Below are 21,748 nucleotides of genomic sequence, written 5' to 3'. Positions count from 1 at the left end.
TTTTACGACTGTGCGCTGATTGCTTCTACGACTTCAGCCTGGGCAATGTCGCTAGCCTGGGCTTTCTGCCGCGGTTTATTCCCTGCGCCGCGCTTGGCCTGATTGCGTGTCTGCGGTGTGGCTTTAAAACCAAAGCCTCCTAGCAGGGCTGCAACGACTTTACGCTTGGCAGTAGAGGGCTTGGCTGGCACTTCTTTTGGTGCTGCCGCTGCCGCAGGTTGATAAGGTTGCTGGAACCAGCCTTCGTCTGCGCTTGTGGCTTTTGACGTGCGTGGTCGGCTAGCGGTGTTGATCGTGGCTTTTTCTTTTGGAATCTGCTTTTTAATCAACTTCTCGATGTCGTCGAAGTATTTGGTTTCATCTTCGTCGATCAGCGAGATGGCAATCCCTTTGGCGCCTGCGCGGCCGGTACGACCAATTCGGTGCACATAGTCTTCCGGTGCAGTCGAGATTTCATAGTTAACCACCAGTGGCAAGTCACTGATATCCAGTCCGCGTGCCGCCACATCGGTGGCAACTAGCGCGTGAATAGTGCCTGCTTTAAACGCGTCCAGGGCTTCAATACGTTCTTTTTGGGACTTATCCCCATGAATCGCACTGCATGGAATCTGGTCACGTTCCAGCGCCCGTGCCAGCTTGCTGGCCGAGAGCTTAGTTTTCGTGAATACAATCACTTGCTGGTTGGCGTATTGCTTGAGTAGCTGCACCAGAAAGCGCTGTTTCTGGTCGCTATTCACCAGATACGCTTTTTGCTCGACATTGTCATTGGTGGCATTGCTGCGCGCCACTTCGATCAAGGTCGGGTTATTCAAAAAGGCATCGGCCAGTTTCTTGATTTCATCAGAAAAAGTCGCTGAGAACATCAGGTTCTGACGCTGTTTAGGCAACAATGCCAGAATGCGTTTCAAGTCAGGCATAAAGCCCATGTCCAGCATGCGATCTGCTTCGTCCAGCACCAGAAACTGCACCTGGCTCAAAGACAAGGTTTTTTGCTCAACATGGTCCAGCAAGCGGCCAGGTGTGGCCACCAAAATTTCCACGCCTGTTTTCAGGATAGGCGTTTGTGTTTTGATATCCACGCCGCCATACACCACCAGGCTACGCAAATGCGTGTGTTTGGCGTAGGTTTTGATGTTGTCATAGACCTGTATCGCTAATTCACGCGTAGGGGCCAATACCAGCGCCCGGATAGGGTGCTTGGCAGGCGAAGTACTGCTGCTGGAAAGCGGCAGTAGGGTATGCAAAATCGGCAAAGAAAACGCTGCCGTTTTGCCGGTACCCGTTTGCGCACCTGCCATCAAGTCCATACGCTGTAAAGCCAGCGGTATGGCCTGCGCTTGAATCGGCGTTGGTGTGGTATAGCCAGACTCATCAATCGCTTTTAACAGCGGCTCGGCCAGGCCGAGCGCACGAAAATCTACTGTGGTTTGCTCAGACATAGGCGAGTCTTAGGCAAATGAACGTGGGCGTTTGGCACCACCATTGTCGCCAAATGACTTGCCTGCCGGACGTGGTTTGTTATTGCCACGGCTACCGTTAGGGTTGCCAAAACGCTCCTGGTTGCTGCCTGCCGGACGTGGACGGCGTTGACCAAATTCGTCAGCCAATGCGCGTGCAAACTGGAAGTCGGTATCTTTGTTGTAGTGCTTGCTGTTACCGTTAACTTCTTTGTCCTGTTTTGGCTCGGTTGTACGTGGTGCACGTGGCTTGTTGGCCTGTGCATCGCGATTGTTTTCGCGGTTGCCTTCACGGGCGACGCGCTCACCAAATGATTTGTTCTGGCCTGGTCTGTCGTCACGGCGGAAACCGCCTTTGCCCTGTGGTTTGCCGTTGCGTCTGCCGCCACGTTTGCCATCACCACCATCATCCATACGCGCAGCACGTTTTGGTTCAAAACCTGCAATCACTTCAGCTTGCAGCTTTTGGCCAGTGTATTGCTCAATTTTGCGCAACAGGTGACGGTCAGCGTTAGAGGCAAATGAAATCGCTACGCCAGTGTTGTTGGCGCGGCCGGTACGGCCAATACGGTGTACATAGTCTTCTGCAAATTTCGGCAGGTCGTAGTTAATGACGTGTGAGATGCCTTGAACGTCGATACCGCGTGCGGCAACATCGGTTGCAACCAGTACTTTGACGTCACCATGGCGCAGTTTGGTCAAAGTGCGGTTACGCGCACCTTGCGTCATGTCACCATGCAGAGCTGCTGTACTGTGGCCTGCGGCATACAAGTCTTCAGCCAGCAAGTCAGCGTGACGCTTGGTGCTGGTGAAAATAATGGTTTGGTTGACATCTGGTGCAATCAGCAAGTGTTCCAGCAGTTTGTTTTTGTGGTTCATGTCATCCACAAAGTGCAAACGTTGCTCAATGTTGGCGTGTCTTTCTTTCTGGCCTGCCACCTGAATTGTCAATGGGTCGCGCAAGAAACGTTTGCCGATATCCATAATGCCATCCAGTGTCGCTGAGAACAGCAAGGTTTGGCGCTCGGCAGGCAATGCTTCACAAATGCGCTCAACATCAGGCATAAAGCCCATGTCCAGCATACGGTCAGCTTCATCCAGTACCAGCATTTGCAAACGGCTCAAATCAATACGACCGCGTTCCAGGTGGTCAATAAAACGGCCTGGCGTTGCAACCAGAATGTCCAGTGGCTGTGACAGCAATTTGTTTTGCAATGGGTAAGGCATGCCACCAACGATGCTGATGCAACGTGCGCGCAAGAATTTGCCGTATTTACGTGCAGCATCATTTACCTGGGCTGCCAGTTCGCGTGTCGGTGTCAGTACCAGAATACGTGGGCCACGGCTGCGAACAGGGTGTTGTGTCGCCAGCAGGTTTAATGCTGGTAAGGTAAAGGCAGCAGTTTTACCAGTGCCGGTTTGGGCAGAGGCCATGATGTCACGGCCTTGCAAAGCTTCAGGAATGGATTGCGCCTGAATTGGTGTTGGGTTTTCATAGCCTGCGTCGGTCAATGCGCGCAAAATGGAGGGGTCGAGATTTAAATCTGCAAAAGACAAGGAATGTCCCTTTCATCAACAATTAAAAAGGGCGCAAGTAAAGCAATAAAGCAAAGCCAATGAAGCAGCATGGCACTCAAGAATGCGAGTGGTGCAATATCAACTAAGCCAAAGCAACATTTAAGATTGGATGCTTTTACCGGCGCTTGGGCATGGCCACTAACCGATAAAAGAAGATGGTGTCATTAAGACTTCATCTAAAGATGATAACCTCAAAATTTCGCGAGTTATCGACAGGTCAGGGCAATGAATTTAAAACAAATGTGGCGGGTCTAGTACCAGCCGTGTTTTAAAGTTGCTCGCAGTATAGCCACTTTATTTTAAAAGTCAAATATTTAAGTTGATTTGTGATAAAATCGCGCCCTTTCCAAACAGATGGCAGTTCACATGGCACGCAACCTTAGAAATATCGCAATTATCGCCCACGTTGACCACGGTAAAACAACCATGGTTGACAAGCTACTTCAACAGTCAGGTACCTTTGCCTCACACCAAGCGGTGACTGAGCGTGTGATGGATAGCAACGATCTGGAAAAAGAACGCGGCATTACGATTCTGGCCAAAAACACTGCCTTAACCTACGAAGGCACACATATTAATATCGTCGACACACCGGGCCACGCCGACTTCGGTGGCGAGGTAGAGCGCGTATTAGGCATGGTGGATGGCGTATTGTTGTTGGTGGATGCCGTAGATGGCCCAATGCCACAAACGCGTTTTGTGACCAAAAAAGCACTGGCCCTGGGCTTGAAGCCAATTGTGGTGATTAACAAAGTGGACCGTCCAAGTGCACGTCCTGATTGGGTGATTAACCATACGTTTGATCTGTTCGCCAACCTGGGTGCCACCGATGAGCAACTGGATTTTCCGGTGGTTTATGCCTCAGCCTTAAATGGCTTTGCCACCTTAGACATGAGCAAACCTTCAGACAACATGCGTGCTTTGTTTGACACCATTTTAAGCCATGTTGAGCCGCCTAAAGGTGATAGCGAGGCGCCATTGCAACTACAAATTTCTGCCTTGGATTATTCTACTTATACTGGTCGCCTGGGCGTTGGCCGTGTGACCAATGGCCGTATCAAGCCAGGCCAGGTCGTCGCCGTGATGCGCGAAGATGAACAAGTAGCACAAGGCCGTATCAACCAGGTGCTGGGCTTTAAAGGCCTGGAGCGCGTGCCGGTAGACGAAGCTGAAGCAGGTGACATCGTCATCATTTCAGGTATTGAAGAAATCGGTATCGGTTTTACGATCTGTGATCGTGACAAACCAGTCGGCCTGCCGCATTTGGGCGTGGATGAGCCAACCCTGACCATGGACTTTATGGTGAACACTTCACCATTGGCTGGTACAGAAGGTAAATTTATTACCTCACGTCAGATCCGTGACCGTTTGACTAAAGAGTTACTGGTTAACGTGGCTTTGCGCGTTGAAGATACTGAGGACACCGATGTATTCCGTGTTTCAGGTCGTGGTGAATTGCACCTGACCATTTTGCTGGAAAATATGCGCCGCGAAGGTTTTGAAATCGCCGTGGGTAAACCACGTGTAGTATTCAGAGAAATCAATGGTGAAAAATGTGAGCCATATGAAATCCTGACTGTGGACCTGGAAGACGAAAACCAGGGTGCGGTGATGGAGGAGTTGGGTCGCCGTCGTGGTGAGATGTCAAATATGGAGTCTGACGGTAATGGCCGTACACGTTTGGAATACCGTATTCCAGCGCGTGGCCTGATCGGTTTCCAGGGCGAGTTTTTGACACTGACCCGTGGTACTGGTTTGATGGCGCATATTTTTGACGAATACGCACCATTGAAAGCCGATATGCCAGGCCGCCGTAATGGCGTGCTGATTTCAGCCGAGCAGGGTGAAGCGGTGGCTTATGCTTTATGGAAACTGCAAGACCGCGGCAAAATGTTCTCCAGCCCGGGTGACCGTTTGTATGAAGGCATGATTATCGGTATCCATAGCCGTGACAATGACCTGGTGGTTAACCCGATCAAGGGTAAACAGTTAACCAACGTGCGCGCCTCCGGTACTGATGAAGCGGTGCGTTTGGTGCCGCCTATCTCTATCAGCCTGGAAAGTGCTGTGGAATTTATTGATGATGACGAATTGGTCGAGATCACACCAAAAACAATTCGCCTGCGTAAACGCTTCCTGTTGGAGCATGAGCGTAAACGTTCCAGCAAGTAATTAGGATTGATCGGTAAAAAAGCCAGCAGAAGCTGGCTTTTTTATTGCCTGCAACATCCTGTTAGTTTTTTAATATTATTTAATTCTCACAAATGTTAATAATTGATATAATTAACATATAAAATAACCAAAGTTAACATTTTTGTGGCTGGCTAGCCGATCTAAGTTNNGAAGTTAACGCCGTGAAAAATTTATTTTTAATATCAATTAAGGAGAAATGTAATGGCAATGTGTGAATTAAATGTAGTCGAGGTGGATGTGGTGTCCGGTGGTTTTGGCGCTGGCATTGGTTTTTTTGGCATGCCTGAAGAAACCGTGGCTGCTGGTAATGTGTTGATTGCCGCAGTCGGCGGTATTGGCGGTGTCGCAACAACGCTGGGCCAGGTGTTAAATGGCCCGTCAGGTCCGGCAGTTGTTTCTGCGCTCTCCGGCGTATTGTCTGGTGGTGTGTTTGGGCTGCTGTTTGGCCGCAATTAATCCTTAAGTTAAGGAATCTCCCCTAATAACAGCCTCGTCAGAGGCTGTTTTTTTATATCGGTGTTCCGGGCGGAGGTTTATCGGTTTGTTAGGCTACCTTGGTGTTTGCAAATTAACTGCGATACACTTGCCAACAAGCCATTACCAGATCATGTCTATGACCGCTACACTAGAGCAGTATCGTGTTAATCCGAAAAAATTTTCCTTAAAGCAATTCAAGGCGGACGACCGGTCTGCCCGCACCGGTGATAAAGCAAGTGATGCCAGTTTGTTGGCCGAATTAACCCATCAAATTAACCTCAGGCAGGATATTTTGCATGCAGAAGCAAAGCATAAGGTTTTGCTGATTTTGCAGGGCATGGATACCAGCGGTAAAGATGGCACGGTCAAACATGTGTTTAGCGCCTGCGATCCTTTGGGTATTCGCCTGGCCAGCTTTAAGGCGCCCAGCGCAGATGAACTGGCGCATGATTATTTGTGGCGCGTGCACAACCAAGTGCCGACCAAGGGTGAATTGACTATTTTTAATCGCAGTCATTATGAAGATGTATTGATTGTGAAAGTGCATGACTGGATAGACGACGCAGAATGCAAACGTCGTTACCAGCAAATCAATGACTTCGAGCGCATGCTTAGTGAAACCGGCACCACCATCATTAAATGCTTTCTGCATATTTCCAAAGACGAGCAAAAGCAGCGCTTGCAAGAGCGTCTGGATGATCCAACCAAGCATTGGAAATTTAATCCCAAGGACCTCGATGAGCGTGCCTTATGGGACCGCTATATGGACGCTTATGAACTGGCGCTGAAAGAGACGTCCACTAAATATGCGCCCTGGTATGTGATTCCTGCCGACTCTAAAACCAACCGTAATTTACTGGTTTCCCAGATTTTGCTGGAGAGTTTGAATCAATTGCCGCTGGCGTATCCGGCCAAGCCCAAAGAGTGGGATCAGCTCACCATTAAAGATTAATCGTAGAGATTAGTCATAGACACGTGAATTTAATGATTTTACGCTGTGTATAGATGGCCGTATTACAGTTTAATAACGCTGGGTTTTCATTCTCGATTAAAACATGAGCTTACGCTTTCGACTCAACTTGTTAGTCACCATGCTGTCGCTGGCCTTTCTGGTGGCTGCCGCGGTGGTGTTGGTGCGCGATACCAAAGACAGCATCCGTGAACGGGTAGAGGCCGCCACGCGGGTGACCGTACAATTGCTGGATACAGTGATTGTCAGTTCGGCGATGAATCCCAGTCTGGGTCCAACCCATTACGTGCTGCAAGATTTCCTGCGTTCGCTGGGCTATGTGCGCAGTAGCCGCATTGAGCTCTACGATTACGCCAATAATCCTTTATATATTTCGCCGACTTCAACTTTCAAGTCTGAAATCAACCCGCCGGAGTGGTTTACCAAACTGGTCGCGCCCAAGGTGGAAACCGTGACACGGCGTGTGCGCTATGGTGTGCTGACCATTAGCTCTAATGCCGAAGGCTCTATCCGCGAGGCCTGGTCAGGTTTTCTACAGTTAATAGTGATGGGCGTTGGTTTTTTTGTCTTGCTCAACTTGTTGGTGTATGGCTTGCTCAGCCACGCTTTGCGCCCGGTCCGACATATTTTGCATGCCATTAACCGCATAGAGCAGGGCGATTTGACCACGCGACTGGAGCGTTTTTCAGTGCCTGAGTTTGACAAAATTGGCCTCAGCTTAAACCAGATGGCCTTGTCGCTGGATGCCGAACGCCAGTTGGAGCAAAACCGCCAGTTGACGCAGTTGATTCAGCAGCACATTGAAGACGAGCGACGCAGTCTGGCACGTGAGTTGCACGATGAACTGGGACAGTATGTGACCGCGATTAAGACCTTTGCCGTGGCCATTGTGAATAAAACCAAAGAAAGCACGCCAGATATTGCGGCCAATGCGCAAACCATCGTGGCTGCCGCCAACCATATTTACGACGGCATGCATAATATTATTCGCCAGTTGCGTCCGGCAGCCATGGATAATATGGGCTTGGTGGAAACCTTGCGTGATATGGTGTCAGGTTATCAGGTGCAACATCCTGAGTTGAATATTCAGTTGCATTTATCAGGCGAATTCCAGCCCATGGGTGAAAACGTCAATATCAATATCTACCGCATGGTGCAAGAGGCCGTCAATAACGCCATCAAACATGCGCATGCGCAATGTATCAATGTGCACATGCTGACTGATGCGCAAGGCTTGCGCCTGATGATTTGTGACGACGGCGTAGGCATGCAACTGGATGCGGTGGATCAGAGCAAACATTTTGGGTTGCTCGGTATGCGCGAGCGCGTACAGGCCTTGCATGGGCAATTTAAAGTGGTTTCGCAACCAGAGGCTGGGCGTGGAACCACATTGGAAATTCGATTGCCTATACAATCAGCATAAATCAAGGGAGAAACAAGCGTGATAAGTGTAATGCTGGTAGATGACCATGCAGTGGTCAGGATGGGCTTTAAAATGCTGCTCGAGTCAGACCAGGAAATTAAGGTCATTGCGGAGGCTGAAAGCGGCGAAGCTGCGATAAAGGCCTATGTCGAGCACCATCCGCAAGTAGTGGTCATGGATATCACCATGCCAGGGATTGGTGGCATGGAGGCCATAGAACGCATTCTGGCCAAAGACAATCATGCCCGCATTCTGGTGTTGTCTGCGCATGAAGATTCCGTGCATCCCAAACGCGTGCTCAATGCCGGTGCCATGGGCTATGTCACCAAGCGCAGCGCGGCTGAGGAGCTGATTAAAGCCATCCGCAGTGTAGCGCAGGGTAAAAAATACATCGAGGCCAGCGTGGCACAGCAAATGGCGATTCAGCAATTGTCCGGTGAGCAAAACCCGGTGGATGTGCTCAGTGAGCGTGAGTTTGAGGTGTTTATGTCATTGGCACGCGGTAAGTCTACCAATGAGATTGCTGAAACCTTGTTCCTGAGCCCACGCACGGTGGGCACGCATTTGTACAATATCAAGCAAAAGCTCAATGCGCAAAACTCGGCAGAGATTGCCCTGATTGCCATGCGTTGCGGGCTGCTTGAGCCATAACTTAGCTGGATAAAATAAAAAAGCCATTCTTGCAAGAATGGCTTTTTTTATTGGGATTAATCGTTTTATCTTGCACTGCGTGAGCTTAAGATGCCAAACGCCACAATCAGCAACATGCCAGCAATCTCGTGTGTGCTTAGGGTCTCACCCCAAATGATGACGCCTATCAAGGTTGCAAACACTACGGTGCTATAGGCCAGGCTGGCAACGGTTAAGGTGTTGCCTGTACGGTAGGCGCGCGTCAGGGCCAGTTGGCTAAAAGTGGCTGATAATCCTAACCCGCATAGTAGCGGTAAGTCTTGCCAGCGCAACACTGTCATATGGTCAATCAGCATCCAGCCACCACTGGCGATGGTACATACCAGAGTAAAGTAAAACACGGTGCGCCAGTCAGGTTCGCCTTCCACACCTAGTTGTTTGACGTGCACATAAGCGAAAGCGGCACCTATGCCGGACAACAAGCCTACGCCGCCCGCCAGTAATTGGTTGCTATTGAATGCGGGCTGCAACAATAGGCATACCCCGGCGAAGCCACCGATGACGCACAGGTTCAGTCTCCAGCGTTGCTGGCGGCTGAGTGGCCGTTCTGCTTTAAGCAGCCATGGTGACAGCAGTGCTAAAAACATGGGCGAGGTGTAGTTGAGCGTGATCGCGCTGGCCAGCGGTAAGTGCGCGATGGCATAGAAAAACAGCAATAAGGCCGTAAACCCAACAGCGGCACGACGCATTTGCATGGCTAATAATGGTGTTTTTAACGGTTTGCCATGCCAGCAGACAATGGCTGCAATCATGAGTAAGCCAAAGGCTGAACGATAGAATACCAGTTCGCTTGCGGTAAACCGCGCCGCCCCGGCTTTAACACACGCGCCCATCACGGCAAAGCCCAAACCTGCCAGCAGCATCCAGTAACTGCCCAGCTGCCAGTGTTTGGGATGCCGAAAGGCGGTATAGCGATGTTTGAGCAAAAGAAACTTGCCTAGCGCTGCAAGTGTTCAGGCAGATGTGCTTCCATCTGTCTGCGATACCAGCGGTGGAAGTGCTCCAGGCCGGTTTCCATCGGGTGCTGGTAAGGGCCGCGCTCATCTTTACCTAGCATAAACAAGCCTTTGCGGCCGTCTTGCATGCGCTGACAAATTTCTTTGTCTTCAACCGCAGTTTCAAAATAAGCCGCTTGCTGTGCCTGGATATATTCACGCTCAAACAGGGCAATATCTTCCGGGTAGTAAAACTCGACCACATTCTGGCAAGACTCCGTGCCGGTCGGGATAATGTGCGAAACGACCAATACGTTGGGGTACCATTCGATCATGAGGAATGGGTAGAGCACAAACCAGATGGCGCCATACTTGGGCGCAGTGCCTTGCTGGTAATCGGTAACGGCTTGTTGCCACTGTTTGTACACTGGTGACAGGCTGTAATCCGGTAGCGGTTTGTAACCGACGGTTTGCACGCTGTAATGCTCAGCAAATTCCCAATTCAATTCGCCGCAGTCAACAAACTGGTTGAGGCCAGGGTGGAACGGGCCAACATGGTAGTCTTCCAGATAGACTTCGATAAAGGTCTTCCAGTTGAAATCGTAATGGTCAACAATGGCTGACTCAAAGTGATAGCCGGTAAAGTCAAAGTCCTGCTTGCAGCCCAGTTGCTTGAGTACCTGGGCGATGTCCAGGCCTTTTTGTTTGGATGCCGTGTCACTGCCTTTAAACAGCAGGCCTTGCCATGCAGTCAGGGCTTGTTTCTCCAGGTGCAGGCACGGGTTTTGTTCAAAATGCGGGGCGCCCAGCAACTGGCCGTTCAAATCATAGGTCCAGCGGTGCAGCGGGCAGACAATATGCTGCGTGTTGCCTTGTCCGTTGAGCATTACCGCTTGCCGGTGGCGGCAGATATTGCTGATCAGTTGTGGCTGGCCATGTTGATTCACCAGGGCGGTGGCATTGTGCATCCAGTCCAGGGCGCGATAGTCGCCCGGGTTGGGAACCATGTGTTCATGCCCCAGATATTGCGGCAGCAGGGAGAACAAATGTGTTTGCTCCAGCGCATACACATCCGGATGCAGATACCAGTCAACAGGGAGTTGTGCGAAGCGAGTCTGGTTTTGTTCTTTATTTAAAGAGGTGACAGAACCCATATGCCTAACTGATTAATCACTTGCAAAAAAGGTGAATTGTGCCCGAAAAGGGGCATATTGAAAAGACGAAACAGGCAAAAGTGCCTGGTGAAGCGGCAGCAATTGTTTGATTCTAATCAATAAAACTGCATCGGCTGACGGCTGGATGCAAGCAGTGGGCACGCTGGAATGTGCAAAGGACGCTTAACTAACTCGAATAAATTCAGTTATAATGTTGAAGGTTTCTATGTATAACTATACGTAAACGATTATTGCAATTTATAGGAGCAATCGCATGGCAAATTTATTAGATCAGTTGAAAGCAATCACAACCATCGTGGCTGACACTGGTGACGTTGAAGCAATCAAAAGTGTTAAACCTGTGGACGCAACCACAAACCCATCTCTGGTATTGAAGGCTAGCCAAATCCCAGAATACGCACCATTGATTGACACTGCCATTGCTTATGCAAAAGCACAAGGTGGTTCTAAAGAGCAACAAATTGAAAACGCAGCTGACAAACTGGCTGTGTTGATTGGCGCTGAAATCACTAAAGTGGTTCCAGGCCGTATTTCTACAGAAGTAGATGCACGTCTGTCTTTCAATATCGACGCGATGGTCGCTAAAGGCCGTAAACTGATCAGCCTGTACCAAGAGTCTGGCATTAGCAAAGACCGCGTGTTGATCAAACTGGCTTCTACCTGGGAAGGTATTAAAGCCGGCGAGATCCTGGAAAAAGAAGGCGTTCAGTGTAACCTGACATTGTTGTTCGGTTTTGGCCAGGCACGTGCTTGTGCTGAAGCTGGCGTATTCCTGATTTCTCCATTCGTGGGCCGTATCCTTGACTGGTACAAGGCGAAAAACCCAGGTACTGAGTACACACAAGAGACAGACCCAGGTGTGGTTTCTGTACGCGCGATCTACCAATACTACAAAGAGCACGGTTATAAAACTGTTGTGATGGGTGCTTCTTTCCGTAACACTGGCGAGCTGATTGCTTTGGCTGGTTGTGACCGTTTGACCGTATCTCCAAACTTGCTGCAAGACCTGGCTGCAACTGAAGGTACTTTGGTTCAAGTGTTGAAAGATGGCGGCAAAACTAAAGAATTGCCAGCTAAATTGACAGAAGAAGAATTCCGTTTTGAACTAAATCAAGATCCAATGGCCACTGAGAAGCTGGCTGAAGGTATCCGTGGTTTCGTGGCTGACCAGAATAAACTGGAAGCTGCATTAGCCGCAAAACTGTAATATCGCCATGCGATAATGCAAACGGGCAGGGACCTGCCCGTTTGGCTTTTAAGTCAGGCATAAATCGGCCTGCAACATTGACTTATTTTGGCTGCCAGCTTACTATGAGCGACCAGCTTGAATTGGTAGTACGCTAGTAATAGCATTTAAATTTTAATTTTTGGAGAAAAACATGGCATTAACACAAATGGCATTAGACTCATTGGATTTCGACGCAACTATCGCTTTGGCAGAAAAAGTTGCTCCACACGTTGACATTCTGGAAATCGGTACACCATGCATCAAGCACAACGGTATCAAATTGCTGGAAACTTTGCGCGCTAAGTTCCCAAACAACAAGATCCTGGTTGACCTGAAAACTATGGATGCAGGCGAGTACGAGTCTGAGCCATTCTACAAAGCCGGTGCTGACATCTGCGTAGTTTTGGGCGTATCCGACATCGGTACAATCAAAGGCGTAATCAAAGCTGCTAACAAATACGGCAAAAAAGCTCAAGTTGACCTGATCAGCGTTGAAGACAAAGTTGCTAAAACTAAAGAAGTTGCTGCTGCTGGTGCTCACATCATCGGTATCCACACTGGTTTGGACCAACAAGCTGCTGGTCAAACTCCTTTTGCTGACCTGGCTGCTGTTGCTGGTTTGAACCTGGGCGTTGAGATCTCTGTTGCTGGTGGTGTTAAAGCCGCTACTGCAGGTCAAGTACGTGACGCTGGCGCGACTATCATTGTTGCTGGTGCTGCTATCTACGGCGCTGCTGACCCAGCTGCTGCTGCTGCAGAAATCACTGCTATCGCTCACGCTTAATTCAGTTAAGTATCAATAAGTAATTATTGATCAGCGAGACAAAAAACCCGACCCAGCAATGAGTCGGGTTTTTTATTAAACTTTTTGAATACAGGACAAAACATGGATCATCAACAATTTATTCTGGACAACTTAAAGCGTATTCTGGACGTGACTGACAAGTCAAAAGCGGCTGAATTGCTGAAACTGGTTGAAGAGGCTGGTTCAACATTTATCGGTGGCGCTGGTCGTTCACTGCTGGTATCACGCTTCTTTGCAATGCGTTTAGTGCATTCCGGTTACAGCGTTTACATGATTGGCGAAGTGGTGACACCAGCCATCAAAAAAGGTGACTTGCTGATCCTGGTTTCAGGGTCCGGCGGTACAGCAACCTTGTTGCCATTCGTGAAAAAAGCCAAAGAAGTCGGTGCTAAACTGGTCGTTATTTCCATGAAGAAAACTTCAGCCATGGCTGATGTGGCTGACCTGGTTGTTCAAGTTGGTCAAGATGACAGCTTCCCATTGGTTAAAGGCATGCCTATGGGCGGTCAATTTGAATTGTCTACCCTGGTATTCCTGGAAGGCGCTATTTCTGAATTGATCCACGCTAAAGGCCTGACAGAAGAAGGCATGCGCGCATTGCACGCAAACCTGGAGTAAATGTCAGTGGCATAAGTTTCTTACGAAGCTTTGCTGTTAAAAAACCGGCCATCAGGCCGGTTTTTTATTGCGCGAATAATGCCAGGTCGCTGGCGGTGAGCTGTTTCTGGTGTAGTGCGCTGGCAATCAATACGCCATCTGCACCTGCTTGTGCCAGTGCCTGTATATCTGCGACGTGCCTGACGCCGCCTGCGGCATAGATGGCCTGTTGTGGATGCTGGTTTTTCAAGGAACTGATTTTTTCGACCTCTGGGCCTTGATTGGCGCCTACTTTGGGTAAGCTCATCAATATGGTCGGCTGGCTCCAGAGACCTGTTTCAGTCAGCAGGCGATCAGGGCCATGAAAGCCATCCTCAAAGAAATCCAGCGATAAAATACTATGCGCCGTTATTTCACGCATGGCTTGATAGGTTTTAATATCAATTAAGGTTTCACTGGCAATGATCGGGCGGATACCAGCGTCCAGCCAGGGCTTGAGTGCTTCGGTGCTATTGAGTCCGGCATCCACCCACCATTGCAGGTTCGGGAAGGCAGTCATGACCTGTTTAATCAATGGCAGGTGATTGGGTATGTCACCCTGGCCAGTGATTGCATTTAAATCGGCAATATACACGCAGTCAAACGCATAAACTTGTAAAATAGCAGTGATGACATCGAGCAGGGCGTGGCTATCGGTTAACTGCGATTGGATCGCACGGTAGTGCTGGCGTTGCCCTTGTATGGCTTGCACTACCTGGCCATGCATCAAATCGATGACGGGAATAATATGCACAATAAATCTCGCTTGAAAATCTGGGTCTGTGAATATGTCAGCGCTGGTGGCCTGGCCTCTGAAACATTGCCTGCCAGCTTGTTGCAAGAAGGCCTGCTGATGCGCGATGCCTTGCTGGCAGACTTGTCAGTGCTGGGCGTTGATTGTATCACTAGCCACGATAGCCGCGTTGCAGCTCCCATCCATGCCCATAGCCTGCCATTACATCCCGGTGAGGATGCTGATGCGCTTTGGCGCCAGCAATTATCATCTGATGACGTAGATGCTTGCTGGGTAATTGCGCCTGAAACAGGAGGCATTTTGCAGCATATGCAGCAATTGGTACAAACCGCTGGCAAAGTCTGGATAGGCTGTAGTGCCGACGCGATCGCGCAGACCAGTGCCAAATCGATCATGGCTGAGATTTGCCAGCAGGCTGGGATTTCAGTATTGCCGCATGTGTTTTTAGCGCAAGCCGATGCCTTGGAAAGCCTGAACTGGTACCATGCGGCTGCTACGTCTGGTTGGGTGGTAAAGCCCGATGATGGCGCAGGTTGTGAATTAACTTATTACTTTAAAAACATCAATGAACTTATTGATTTTAAATTAAAAACATCAATTGAAAATCCTTTGTTGTTCGCTAGGATTTTACTGCAGCCTTATGTGCCAGGCTTGGCGCTGAGCATGTCGGTGTTATCGACACAAGAGCGTGTACAGGTGATTGCCGGGCATCGGCAACGGATAGATATCCAGCAGGGATGTTTCCATTTTGATGGCGCTGGCGTGAACGAAGCTGTCGCCTATCTGCCCGCAATGCAGACATTGGCTGAACAGATACACAGTGCGATTCCTGGTCTGCTAGGCTACTGGGGCGCAGACATGATTTTGACCCATGACTATCAATTGATGCTGGTTGAAGTGAATCCGCGCCTCACCACGCCTTATATCGCCTTATCGCCATTACTCACAGAAAATCCTGCCGTCATGATCCTGGATGCTATTTTAGAAAATAAATTGAGTGCTGCTCAAGCACAGGCATCGTGTATTTTGTCCTTGGCTACAAAAAGCCGTACTGAGGTATTGCCCGCATGAAACGCGCTGTCATAGGGTGGGATATCGGTGGTGCGCATGTGAAAGCGGTGATGCTGGATGGGCAAGGTGAGATTGTGCGCGTATTACAGCAAGCCTGCGCCTTATGGAAAGGCCTGCCGTTACTGGAAGATGCCATCCAGCATGTATTGCATCACTGGCAAATGGAGGCAGAGGCTTGTGACCATGCGGTGACCATGACCGGTGAGCTAGTTGATTTGTTTGATAACCGTTTGCAGGGCGTACGAGCGATTGCCGAGACGGTGCAGGACTATTTGCCACACGCCGAGTTCTACCTGGCCTCAGCGGCGCAAGGCGCAGGCTTTACGGCCAGCGTAGCAGGGCAGGAGGCGCACATTGCCTCCATGAACTGGCATGCCTCGGCGCAATGCCTGGCGACCAGCATGACAGATGCCGCTATGTTGGTGGTGGATATTGGTAGCACGACTTGTGATATCACGCTGTGTGAGCAGCGGCAGGTAGTGCCTGTGGGCTGGTCTGACGCGGAGCGTATGGCTAAGCTGGGTTTATTTTATACCGGCGTCGTGCGCACGCCCCTGATGGCACTGGGACCGTTGATCACTTGGTTAGCGCCCGGGCAGGCGCAGCCAGAGCCGCGCCATATCGCCGCAGAATATTTTGCCACGACTGCGGACGTTTATCGCGTGCTTGGCGAGTTGTCCCCCAGTTATGACCTGGCCGAGACTGCGGACGGTCAAGGGCGCGCTATGGTTGACAGTATGCGCCGCCTGGCACGGATGGTGGGGCATGATGTTGAAGATCAAACGGACGATGTCTGGCAGTCGCTGGCGCTTGCGTTTAAAGCCGCGCAACTGGATTATTTGCAACAGGCCATACAATCAATCATGGCGCAGGTGCCAAGGCCACCTCAGATCATGGTCGGGCTGGGGGCGGGCAGTTTTCTGGTGGCAGCGCTGGCGCAGCGTCTGGGCCTGGTTTATCAGCCGGCCACAGCATGGATGTCCGCAGGTAATTTACAATTAAAACAAGATGCAGAGGTCTGTTTTCCAGCCTATGCGGTGGCGAGGTTATGGCAAGCATGGCATTAATTCAATTGGATTTACCTTATGCAGAAGGCATGCATTGGCTGAGGCAAGTCAGGCATCTGCCATGGCCGATGTTGCTGGAAAGTGGCCGGGTGGAGGCTAGCCAGTCACAGGCGCAAACCACGGTAGATGAAGAGGTGAGTCTGGGCGCGCGCTTTGATATTGTGGTAGCTGCGCCGGTGGCCAAAATCATCCATCGCGAGGCCGAGACTGAAGTACATACGAGCCAGGGGATAGAAAAGTCGCAGCAAGATCCTTTCCAGGTCATCCAGCAATGGTTGACACCGCATGCAGTTGAACGTATCGCCGATATTCCGTTTGCCGGTGGCGCCCTGGGGTATTTTGCCTATGACCTGGGGCGCAGTATTGAAACCATGCCCACATTGGCTGCTGAGGATATGCCGCTGCCTGAATTACTGGTGGGTATCTATGATTGGGCGGTGATCGTCGATCACCATTTGGGTATCAGCAAGCTGGTATCGCACGCTCGTTTCACCGACCAGCAGGCCCTGCAGGCATTGCATCAACAGCTATTACAACCATCCATTGCGCAGCACGAAGCAGCGTTTAAGGTCACTGGCGAGATTCAGCCGAATATGGATCAAGCGGCCTATGCCAGCGCCTTCCAAAAAGTAAAAGACTATATCCGCGCGGGCGATTGCTATCAGATCAATCTCGCACAGCGTTTTGCGGTGGATGTGGCAGGAGATGCTTGCGAGGCTTATGACCATTTCCGGCAATTGAGCCGCGCGCCATTTATGGCTTATTTGCAAGTAGAAGATGGCGCAGGTAAGCCCCTGGCGGTGTTATCGATGTCGCCGGAGCGGTTCTTGCAGGTCATTGATCGCAAAGTTGAAACGCGGCCGATTAAAGGCACACGTCCACGCTACCAGGACGCCATTGCGGATGCGCAAGCCGCAGAGGAGTTAGCGCATAGCGTCAAAGATCGCGCCGAGAATCTGATGATTGTGGATTTATTGCGCAATGATATTGGCAAGGTGTGCGAAGTAGGGTCAGTTAAAGTCGATGCCTTGTTTAAATTGCAGCGGTTTACCAATGTGCATCATTTGGTGAGTATTGTGCGCGGCTTGCTGGCGCCAAAGTTTCATGCGCTGGATTTATTGCGTGGTTGCTTTCCCGGCGGTTCCATTACCGGTGCACCCAAGTTGCGTGCCATGGAGATTATCGAAGAGCTGGAACCGCACAGACGTGGTATTTACTGTGGCAGCATTGGCTATATTGGTTTTGATGGTAGTATGGATACGAATATCGCAATAAGAACTGCCGTGATAGGTAATGATAAAATGACTTTTTTTGCCGGTGGTGGTGTGGTGGCTGATTCGGATTGTGCCAGGGAATATCAGGAAACATTTGATAAAGCCTCGCAATTTTTCAAGTTGGCAGCACACTTTAAAATGACAAAATAATATTCGGGAACGTGCCTATGTGGGTGATCAAGCTAGGGGGTAGCGTGACACACTACGACAGCCTGGTACAGTGGCTGCGACTGGTTGTCCGTTGGGGCGATGGCAAAGTCATTATTGTGCCTGGCGGCGGCTTGTATGCTGATGCCGTGCGTGATTTCCAGCGTATGCGGGCAGTACACCCGGACGGCCATATTGATGATCAGCAAGCGCATGCACTGGCCATCTATGCCATGGATCAAATGGCGCGCAGCCTGGTTGCCATGGTGCCTGAGCTTGCCCTGGTACGAAATCCACTTGAAATTGCAGAAAGCGGCTGGCAGCATCGCGGACTGGTCTGGCTGCCTAGCGAGATGGCGCTAAATACCACGTTTGCCAATGAACATGTGCTGGCCGAAAGTTGGGATGTGACCTCTGATAGCCTGGCTGCATGGCTCGCCTGGCAATTGGAGGCGCAATATGTATTGCTGGTCAAATCAGATAACAGATTGCTATATGGGCAGATGTATCTAGGGCTGCAAGCGTTGCAGTCCATGGATATTGTTGATCAGGGCTTATCTGGCTTGCTCGCAGAGGCTAAATTCCAGACTTATGTGGTGCATCAAAGCGAGTATGCGCTGTTTGAGCAGGGGTTTGCCGGGGGAGCCTTAATGGCCAAGCTGTTAAAAGACCGCCTCTTGCAAAGCGAGTAACAAGCTCGCTTAAAGTGCTTATTTAACCACCTCAGGAGACTGTTGCATCACTTTTCTCGAAACGGCCAAAATGCAGCATGATGGTCGGTAAAATCAGCAAGTTGAGGATGGTGGAAGAAATCAGGCCACCGACAATAATCGTCGCCATCGGCCCTTCAATTTCCCGTCCCGGTTCCCCACTGCCAATCGCCAGCGGTAACAGTCCAAGTGCTGTGACCAACGCTGTCATCAACACTGAAGGCAAGCGTTCAGAGGCGCCACGGATGCAGGTATCAAGATTCCACTCATAGCCTTCTACATCCACCAGGTGCTGAAAGTGCGACACCATCATAATGGAGTTGCGCAGCGTGATGCCGAATAAGGTCACAAAGCCCACCAGTGTGCCGACCGAAATCCAGCCGCCGGTAAAGAAGGTGGCGACAACGCCGCCAATCAGCGCAAACGGCAGGTTGGCGAACGTGAGCATCAGGTTACGTAAGCGGCCGAAAGCAATATACAGCATAAGGAAAATCGCCACGCCAGCCACCAGCGAGTGAATAATCAAGTCTTGCCGAGATTGCGCATTGGCTTCTGCTTCACCAGAAAACTCCAGGTAGTTGCCGCTGTTTAATTGCAGTTTTTTATGCAAAGTGCTACGTATGTCTTCGAGCAATAAGCCCTGGTCGCGACCAACAATGTTGGCCGTGATAGTTTGAATACGTTTGGCACCCGAGTGCAGAATTTTGGAACGGCCACCTTCCTGTGCCACATACGCGACATCGGACAATTTGAGCATTTGGCCTTCAGGGTTGAAGATCGGGATATTGCGCATATCTGCAATATCGTCGCGCGAGGCATCATTAAGTAGTACGCTGACGCCGATGGAGCGGTTGCCCATAAACACATGGTTGACCGGGACACCTTCGTAACAGGCCTTGACCGTGTCCAGCACGTCCACGGGCTGCAAACCCCATAGCGCCAGTTTTTCTTGTTTCAGGCGAATCACAATTTCCGGCGTTTCTGGCGGCGATTGCACCATGACATCGCGCACGCCACGAATGCTGCCAAGCAGGTTGGCAACCTTCTGGGCATCCCTGTCCAGCGCATCCAGGTCCTGGCCAAAAATATTAATCACCAGGCCTGCGGCGTAGCCGGAAATGGTTTCTTCAATACGCTCGGTTAAAAAGGTATTAATGGCAAAGTTGGCACCGACAAAGCCCAGTTCGACTTTGCCATCACCATCGTCATCTTCTGTTTCGCCGGCAAGTTCTTCGCGAATGTCGTGAAAAATACGTTCTTGCTCTTTGCCGGATACGGTGCCGATTTCGACTTCAAATTCACTGTAATGCGTGCCAAACGTATCGGCGGCATTGGGCGCGCGGCCTACCCATTGTGCGACACTTTTCACGCCAGGAATCTCCAGCAATACTTTGGTGACCTGGTTGCCCAGCTTGAGTGATTGTATTTCCGAGGTGCCAGGCACCGTTGTCATATGCAGGATATAGTGGCCTTCGCGCAGCGCCGGGATAAACTGGCTTCTGAATAAAGGCAGAATCGCGAGGCCCAGCGCGATACAAACGAAGCTGGTCATCAGGATCAACTGGTAGCGATGTTCAATCTGGTGCAGCAGTTTCACGTAGCGCTGTTTCAGCCAGCGCAACACCGGTGAGTCTTCATTTTGCAATGGTGCGTTGGCCAGCAAGGCGTAGCAAAGCGCGGGCGTGAGGGTGAGGGCAACCACCAGTGAGGCCAGGATGGCTGAAATATACGCGTAGCCCAAAGGGGCAAATAATTTGCCCGCCACGCCAGACAAGGTCAGCAATGGTAAAAAGACCAGTGCCACGATAATGGTGGCATAGACCACGGAGCTGCGGACCTCCATGGAAGCACGAAACACCACTTGCGCCGCAGGCAGCGGTTGCGACAGTAAGCGATTTTCACGCAAGCGGCGGAAAATATTTTCGGTATCAATAATGGCATCGTCAACTACTTCGCCCAAGGCAATAGCCAAACCGCCCAGCACCATAATGTTCAGCCCAACGCCGTATTGATACAGCACCACAATCGCAGTCAGCAACGACAATGGAATCGCCGTCGCTGAGATCACGGCAGTGCGTACATTAAACAAGAAGGCAAACAGTACCAGCACCACCAGGAATGAGCCGATTAAAATATCCGTACGCAAACTGTGTATGGCGGTTTCAATAAAGTTGGCCGGACGGAACAAGCCTTCATGCAGTGTGATTTTTTGTGCGGTCAGGCTGGGCTTGATGTCTGCCAGTTTGCGTTCCAGCAGCTTGGTCAACGCATACACATTGGCGCCCAGTTGGCCTTGTACTGATAAATAGACCGCGGGATGGCCATTGATGGCCGCTGCGCTGATAGAAGGGGCAGCCCCTTCGGCGACCTCTGCCACATCACTGATGCGGATGGTACGGCCCAGTTTACGCAGAAGCGTGATATTAGCCAATTGCTGTGGTGTTGTCGTTTGGCCCTGGCTGTTGAGGATAATGCGCTGGTTGTCGTTTTGAATATAGCCTGCGCCACGTACGCCGGTCGCACGGCTGGCCGCATTGACCACATCTTGCACATTCAATTGGTACAGCATCAGTTTGCGTGGATCAATCTTGATCTGAAACTGGCGTACTTCGCCGCCGTAGACGTTGATATCAGCGACGCCAGGAATCGCCATTAAGTGTGGTGTTAAATGCCAATCCACCAGCGTGCGTAGCTGCATCAGTGACAGCTTGTCCGACGTGACGCCGATGCCCATCACCGTGCTGGCCGAGGAGGTGAGCGGGGTGATATTGGGCACAATGCCGGGCGGCAACTGGCTGCCCAGCATATTCAGGTGTTCGGCGACGATTTGCCGGTTACGGTAAATGTCTGATTTATCCTGAAAAATCACCGTAATAATAGACAGACCAGGAATCGACTGCGAGCGCAGGCTTTTAATGCCGATCGCTCCCGAAATGACATTTTCAATCGGCTGCGTGACCAGTTTCTCGACCAGGCTAGCCGAGAGTCCTGGCGACTCGGTTTGAATCACCACCTGCGTTGGGGCAAACTCTGGGAATACGTTGAGGTCGCTCTGTGTCAGGCTATAGGCGCCATAGACAATGACCAGCAGGGCGAGTCCGATCATCACGCCGTAAAAGCGGATGGCAAACCTGACCAGTGCCGCCATCATGTTTGCA

General features: G+C 50.6%; 18 protein-coding genes. 12 read left to right on the top strand and 6 right to left on the bottom strand.

Annotation, left to right across the window (positions count from 1 at the left end):
* Nucleotides 1-2: 2 nt before the first annotated feature.
* Nucleotides 3-1,439: a DEAD/DEAH box helicase gene (locus tag B3355_RS12005; RefSeq protein ID WP_292784228.1), complete on the bottom strand. Its 1,437-nt coding sequence runs from the start codon at nt 1,437-1,439 to the stop codon at nt 3-5.
* A 9-nt stretch (nt 1,440-1,448) separates the two neighbouring features.
* Complete coding sequence (locus B3355_RS12000) at nt 1,449-3,014, bottom strand: DEAD/DEAH box helicase (RefSeq protein ID WP_292784225.1); 1,566 nt, start codon at nt 3,012-3,014, stop codon at nt 1,449-1,451.
* Between the two features lie 387 nt (nt 3,015-3,401).
* On the opposite strand from B3355_RS12000, the gene typA reads away from it, so the two are divergent.
* The 5 genes from typA to B3355_RS11975 all read left to right on the top strand — a co-directional run bounded on the left by typA (nt 3,402) and on the right by B3355_RS11975 (nt 8,749).
* Entirely contained in the window at nt 3,402-5,207 is a 1,806-nt protein-coding gene (typA, locus tag B3355_RS11995; protein WP_019882214.1) for a translational GTPase TypA, read from the top strand.
* A gap of 222 nt (nt 5,208-5,429) precedes the next feature.
* On the top strand, nt 5,430-5,684 hold the full coding sequence (locus tag B3355_RS11990) for a hypothetical protein (protein WP_019882215.1): 255 nt from the start codon (nt 5,430-5,432) through the stop codon (nt 5,682-5,684).
* Nucleotides 5,685-5,841: 157 nt separating this feature from the next.
* Nucleotides 5,842-6,657, top strand: coding sequence for a polyphosphate kinase 2 family protein (locus B3355_RS11985; RefSeq protein WP_292784220.1), 816 nt, complete (start codon nt 5,842-5,844; stop codon nt 6,655-6,657).
* A gap of 139 nt (nt 6,658-6,796) precedes the next feature.
* Complete coding sequence (locus tag B3355_RS11980; protein WP_019882217.1) at nt 6,797-8,098, top strand: ATP-binding protein; 1,302 nt, start codon at nt 6,797-6,799, stop codon at nt 8,096-8,098.
* Nucleotides 8,099-8,128: 30 nt separating this feature from the next.
* Nucleotides 8,129-8,749 carry a response regulator gene (locus tag B3355_RS11975; RefSeq protein WP_024930047.1) on the top strand — a complete coding sequence of 207 codons (621 nt, stop codon included), beginning with the start codon at nt 8,129-8,131 and terminating at the stop codon, nt 8,747-8,749.
* 65 nt (nt 8,750-8,814) lie between these two features.
* Here the strand turns inward: B3355_RS11975 and B3355_RS11970 are convergent, their stop codons facing one another.
* Together B3355_RS11970 and B3355_RS11965 are read right to left on the bottom strand one after the other, a co-directional pair.
* Complete coding sequence (locus B3355_RS11970) at nt 8,815-9,714, bottom strand: DMT family transporter (RefSeq protein ID WP_292784216.1); 900 nt, start codon at nt 9,712-9,714, stop codon at nt 8,815-8,817.
* A gap of 11 nt (nt 9,715-9,725) precedes the next feature.
* A complete protein-coding gene (locus B3355_RS11965) occupies nt 9,726-10,877 on the bottom strand; it encodes an aromatic ring-hydroxylating oxygenase subunit alpha (protein ID WP_292784213.1) in 1,152 nt (383 codons plus the stop codon).
* Between the two features lie 274 nt (nt 10,878-11,151).
* Here B3355_RS11965 and tal point away from each other — a divergent pair, with 274 nt between their 5' ends.
* The 3 genes from tal (at nt 11,152) to hxlB (ending at nt 13,549) form a co-directional block, all read left to right on the top strand.
* Entirely contained in the window at nt 11,152-12,105 is a 954-nt protein-coding gene (tal, locus tag B3355_RS11960) for a transaldolase (RefSeq protein WP_019882221.1), read from the top strand.
* Nucleotides 12,106-12,277: 172 nt separating this feature from the next.
* Nucleotides 12,278-12,910 carry a 3-hexulose-6-phosphate synthase gene (gene hxlA, locus B3355_RS11955; RefSeq protein WP_019882222.1) on the top strand — a complete coding sequence of 211 codons (633 nt, stop codon included), beginning with the start codon at nt 12,278-12,280 and terminating at the stop codon, nt 12,908-12,910.
* 102 nt (nt 12,911-13,012) lie between these two features.
* Entirely contained in the window at nt 13,013-13,549 is a 537-nt protein-coding gene (gene hxlB, locus B3355_RS11950; protein ID WP_019882223.1) for a 6-phospho-3-hexuloisomerase, read from the top strand.
* A 64-nt stretch (nt 13,550-13,613) separates the two neighbouring features.
* Here hxlB and B3355_RS11945 read toward each other — a convergent pair whose 3' ends face one another.
* Nucleotides 13,614-14,321 (bottom strand): HisA/HisF-related TIM barrel protein, encoded by a 708-nt coding sequence (locus B3355_RS11945; RefSeq protein ID WP_292784208.1) that lies wholly within the window; start codon nt 14,319-14,321, stop codon nt 13,614-13,616.
* Here B3355_RS11945 and B3355_RS11940 point away from each other — a divergent pair.
* From B3355_RS11940 to B3355_RS11925, 4 genes are read left to right on the top strand one after another with little or no spacing between them, the layout of a single operon-like run.
* Complete coding sequence (locus tag B3355_RS11940; RefSeq protein WP_292784206.1) at nt 14,316-15,392, top strand: ATP-grasp domain-containing protein; 1,077 nt, start codon at nt 14,316-14,318, stop codon at nt 15,390-15,392. The two genes, B3355_RS11945 and B3355_RS11940, sit on opposite strands and share 6 nt — an antisense overlap.
* Nucleotides 15,389-16,459 (top strand): hydantoinase/oxoprolinase family protein, encoded by a 1,071-nt coding sequence (locus tag B3355_RS11935; RefSeq protein WP_292784203.1) that lies wholly within the window; start codon nt 15,389-15,391, stop codon nt 16,457-16,459. The genes B3355_RS11940 and B3355_RS11935 overlap by 4 nt, the downstream gene beginning before the upstream one ends.
* A complete protein-coding gene (gene pabB / locus B3355_RS11930) occupies nt 16,450-17,883 on the top strand; it encodes an aminodeoxychorismate synthase component I (protein ID WP_292784201.1) in 1,434 nt (477 codons plus the stop codon). The genes B3355_RS11935 and pabB overlap by 10 nt, the downstream gene beginning before the upstream one ends.
* A 17-nt stretch (nt 17,884-17,900) precedes the next feature.
* On the top strand, nt 17,901-18,572 hold the full coding sequence (locus B3355_RS11925; RefSeq protein ID WP_292784198.1) for a hypothetical protein: 672 nt from the start codon (nt 17,901-17,903) through the stop codon (nt 18,570-18,572).
* Nucleotides 18,573-18,603: 31 nt separating this feature from the next.
* Here the strand turns inward: B3355_RS11925 and B3355_RS11920 are convergent, their stop codons facing one another.
* On the bottom strand, nt 18,604-21,741 hold the full coding sequence (locus B3355_RS11920) for an efflux RND transporter permease subunit (RefSeq protein ID WP_292784195.1): 3,138 nt from the start codon (nt 21,739-21,741) through the stop codon (nt 18,604-18,606).
* Nucleotides 21,742-21,748 lie beyond the last annotated feature (7 nt).

It is taken from the genome of Methylophilus sp. UBA6697, from assembly GCF_002454655.1.
In the GTDB taxonomy this organism is placed as follows: domain Bacteria; phylum Pseudomonadota; class Gammaproteobacteria; order Burkholderiales; family Methylophilaceae; genus Methylophilus.
This window is presented reverse-complemented; position numbering and strand designations above follow the sequence as displayed.

What these genes read in the sequence shown, in the direction of transcription:
- B3355_RS12005 (WP_292784228.1), bottom strand. Translation starts at nt 1,439, where the DNA reads ATGTCTGAGCAAACCACAGTAGATTTTCGTGCGCTCGGCCTGGCCGAG.
- typA (WP_019882214.1), top strand. Translation starts at nt 3,402, where the DNA reads ATGGCACGCAACCTTAGAAATATCGCAATTATCGCCCACGTTGACCAC.
- B3355_RS11990 (WP_019882215.1), top strand. Translation starts at nt 5,430, where the DNA reads ATGGCAATGTGTGAATTAAATGTAGTCGAGGTGGATGTGGTGTCCGGT.
- B3355_RS11985 (WP_292784220.1), top strand. Translation starts at nt 5,842, where the DNA reads ATGACCGCTACACTAGAGCAGTATCGTGTTAATCCGAAAAAATTTTCC.
- B3355_RS11980 (WP_019882217.1), top strand. Translation starts at nt 6,797, where the DNA reads ATGCTGTCGCTGGCCTTTCTGGTGGCTGCCGCGGTGGTGTTGGTGCGC.
- B3355_RS11975 (WP_024930047.1), top strand. Translation starts at nt 8,129, where the DNA reads ATGCTGGTAGATGACCATGCAGTGGTCAGGATGGGCTTTAAAATGCTG.
- B3355_RS11965 (WP_292784213.1), bottom strand. Translation starts at nt 10,877, where the DNA reads ATGGGTTCTGTCACCTCTTTAAATAAAGAACAAAACCAGACTCGCTTC.
- tal (WP_019882221.1), top strand. Translation starts at nt 11,152, where the DNA reads ATGGCAAATTTATTAGATCAGTTGAAAGCAATCACAACCATCGTGGCT.
- hxlA (WP_019882222.1), top strand. Translation starts at nt 12,278, where the DNA reads ATGGCATTAACACAAATGGCATTAGACTCATTGGATTTCGACGCAACT.
- hxlB (WP_019882223.1), top strand. Translation starts at nt 13,013, where the DNA reads ATGGATCATCAACAATTTATTCTGGACAACTTAAAGCGTATTCTGGAC.
- B3355_RS11940 (WP_292784206.1), top strand. Translation starts at nt 14,316, where the DNA reads ATGCACAATAAATCTCGCTTGAAAATCTGGGTCTGTGAATATGTCAGC.
- B3355_RS11935 (WP_292784203.1), top strand. Translation starts at nt 15,389, where the DNA reads ATGAAACGCGCTGTCATAGGGTGGGATATCGGTGGTGCGCATGTGAAA.
- pabB (WP_292784201.1), top strand. Translation starts at nt 16,450, where the DNA reads ATGGCATTAATTCAATTGGATTTACCTTATGCAGAAGGCATGCATTGG.
- B3355_RS11925 (WP_292784198.1), top strand. Translation starts at nt 17,901, where the DNA reads ATGTGGGTGATCAAGCTAGGGGGTAGCGTGACACACTACGACAGCCTG.
- B3355_RS11920 (WP_292784195.1), bottom strand. Translation starts at nt 21,741, where the DNA reads ATGATGGCGGCACTGGTCAGGTTTGCCATCCGCTTTTACGGCGTGATG.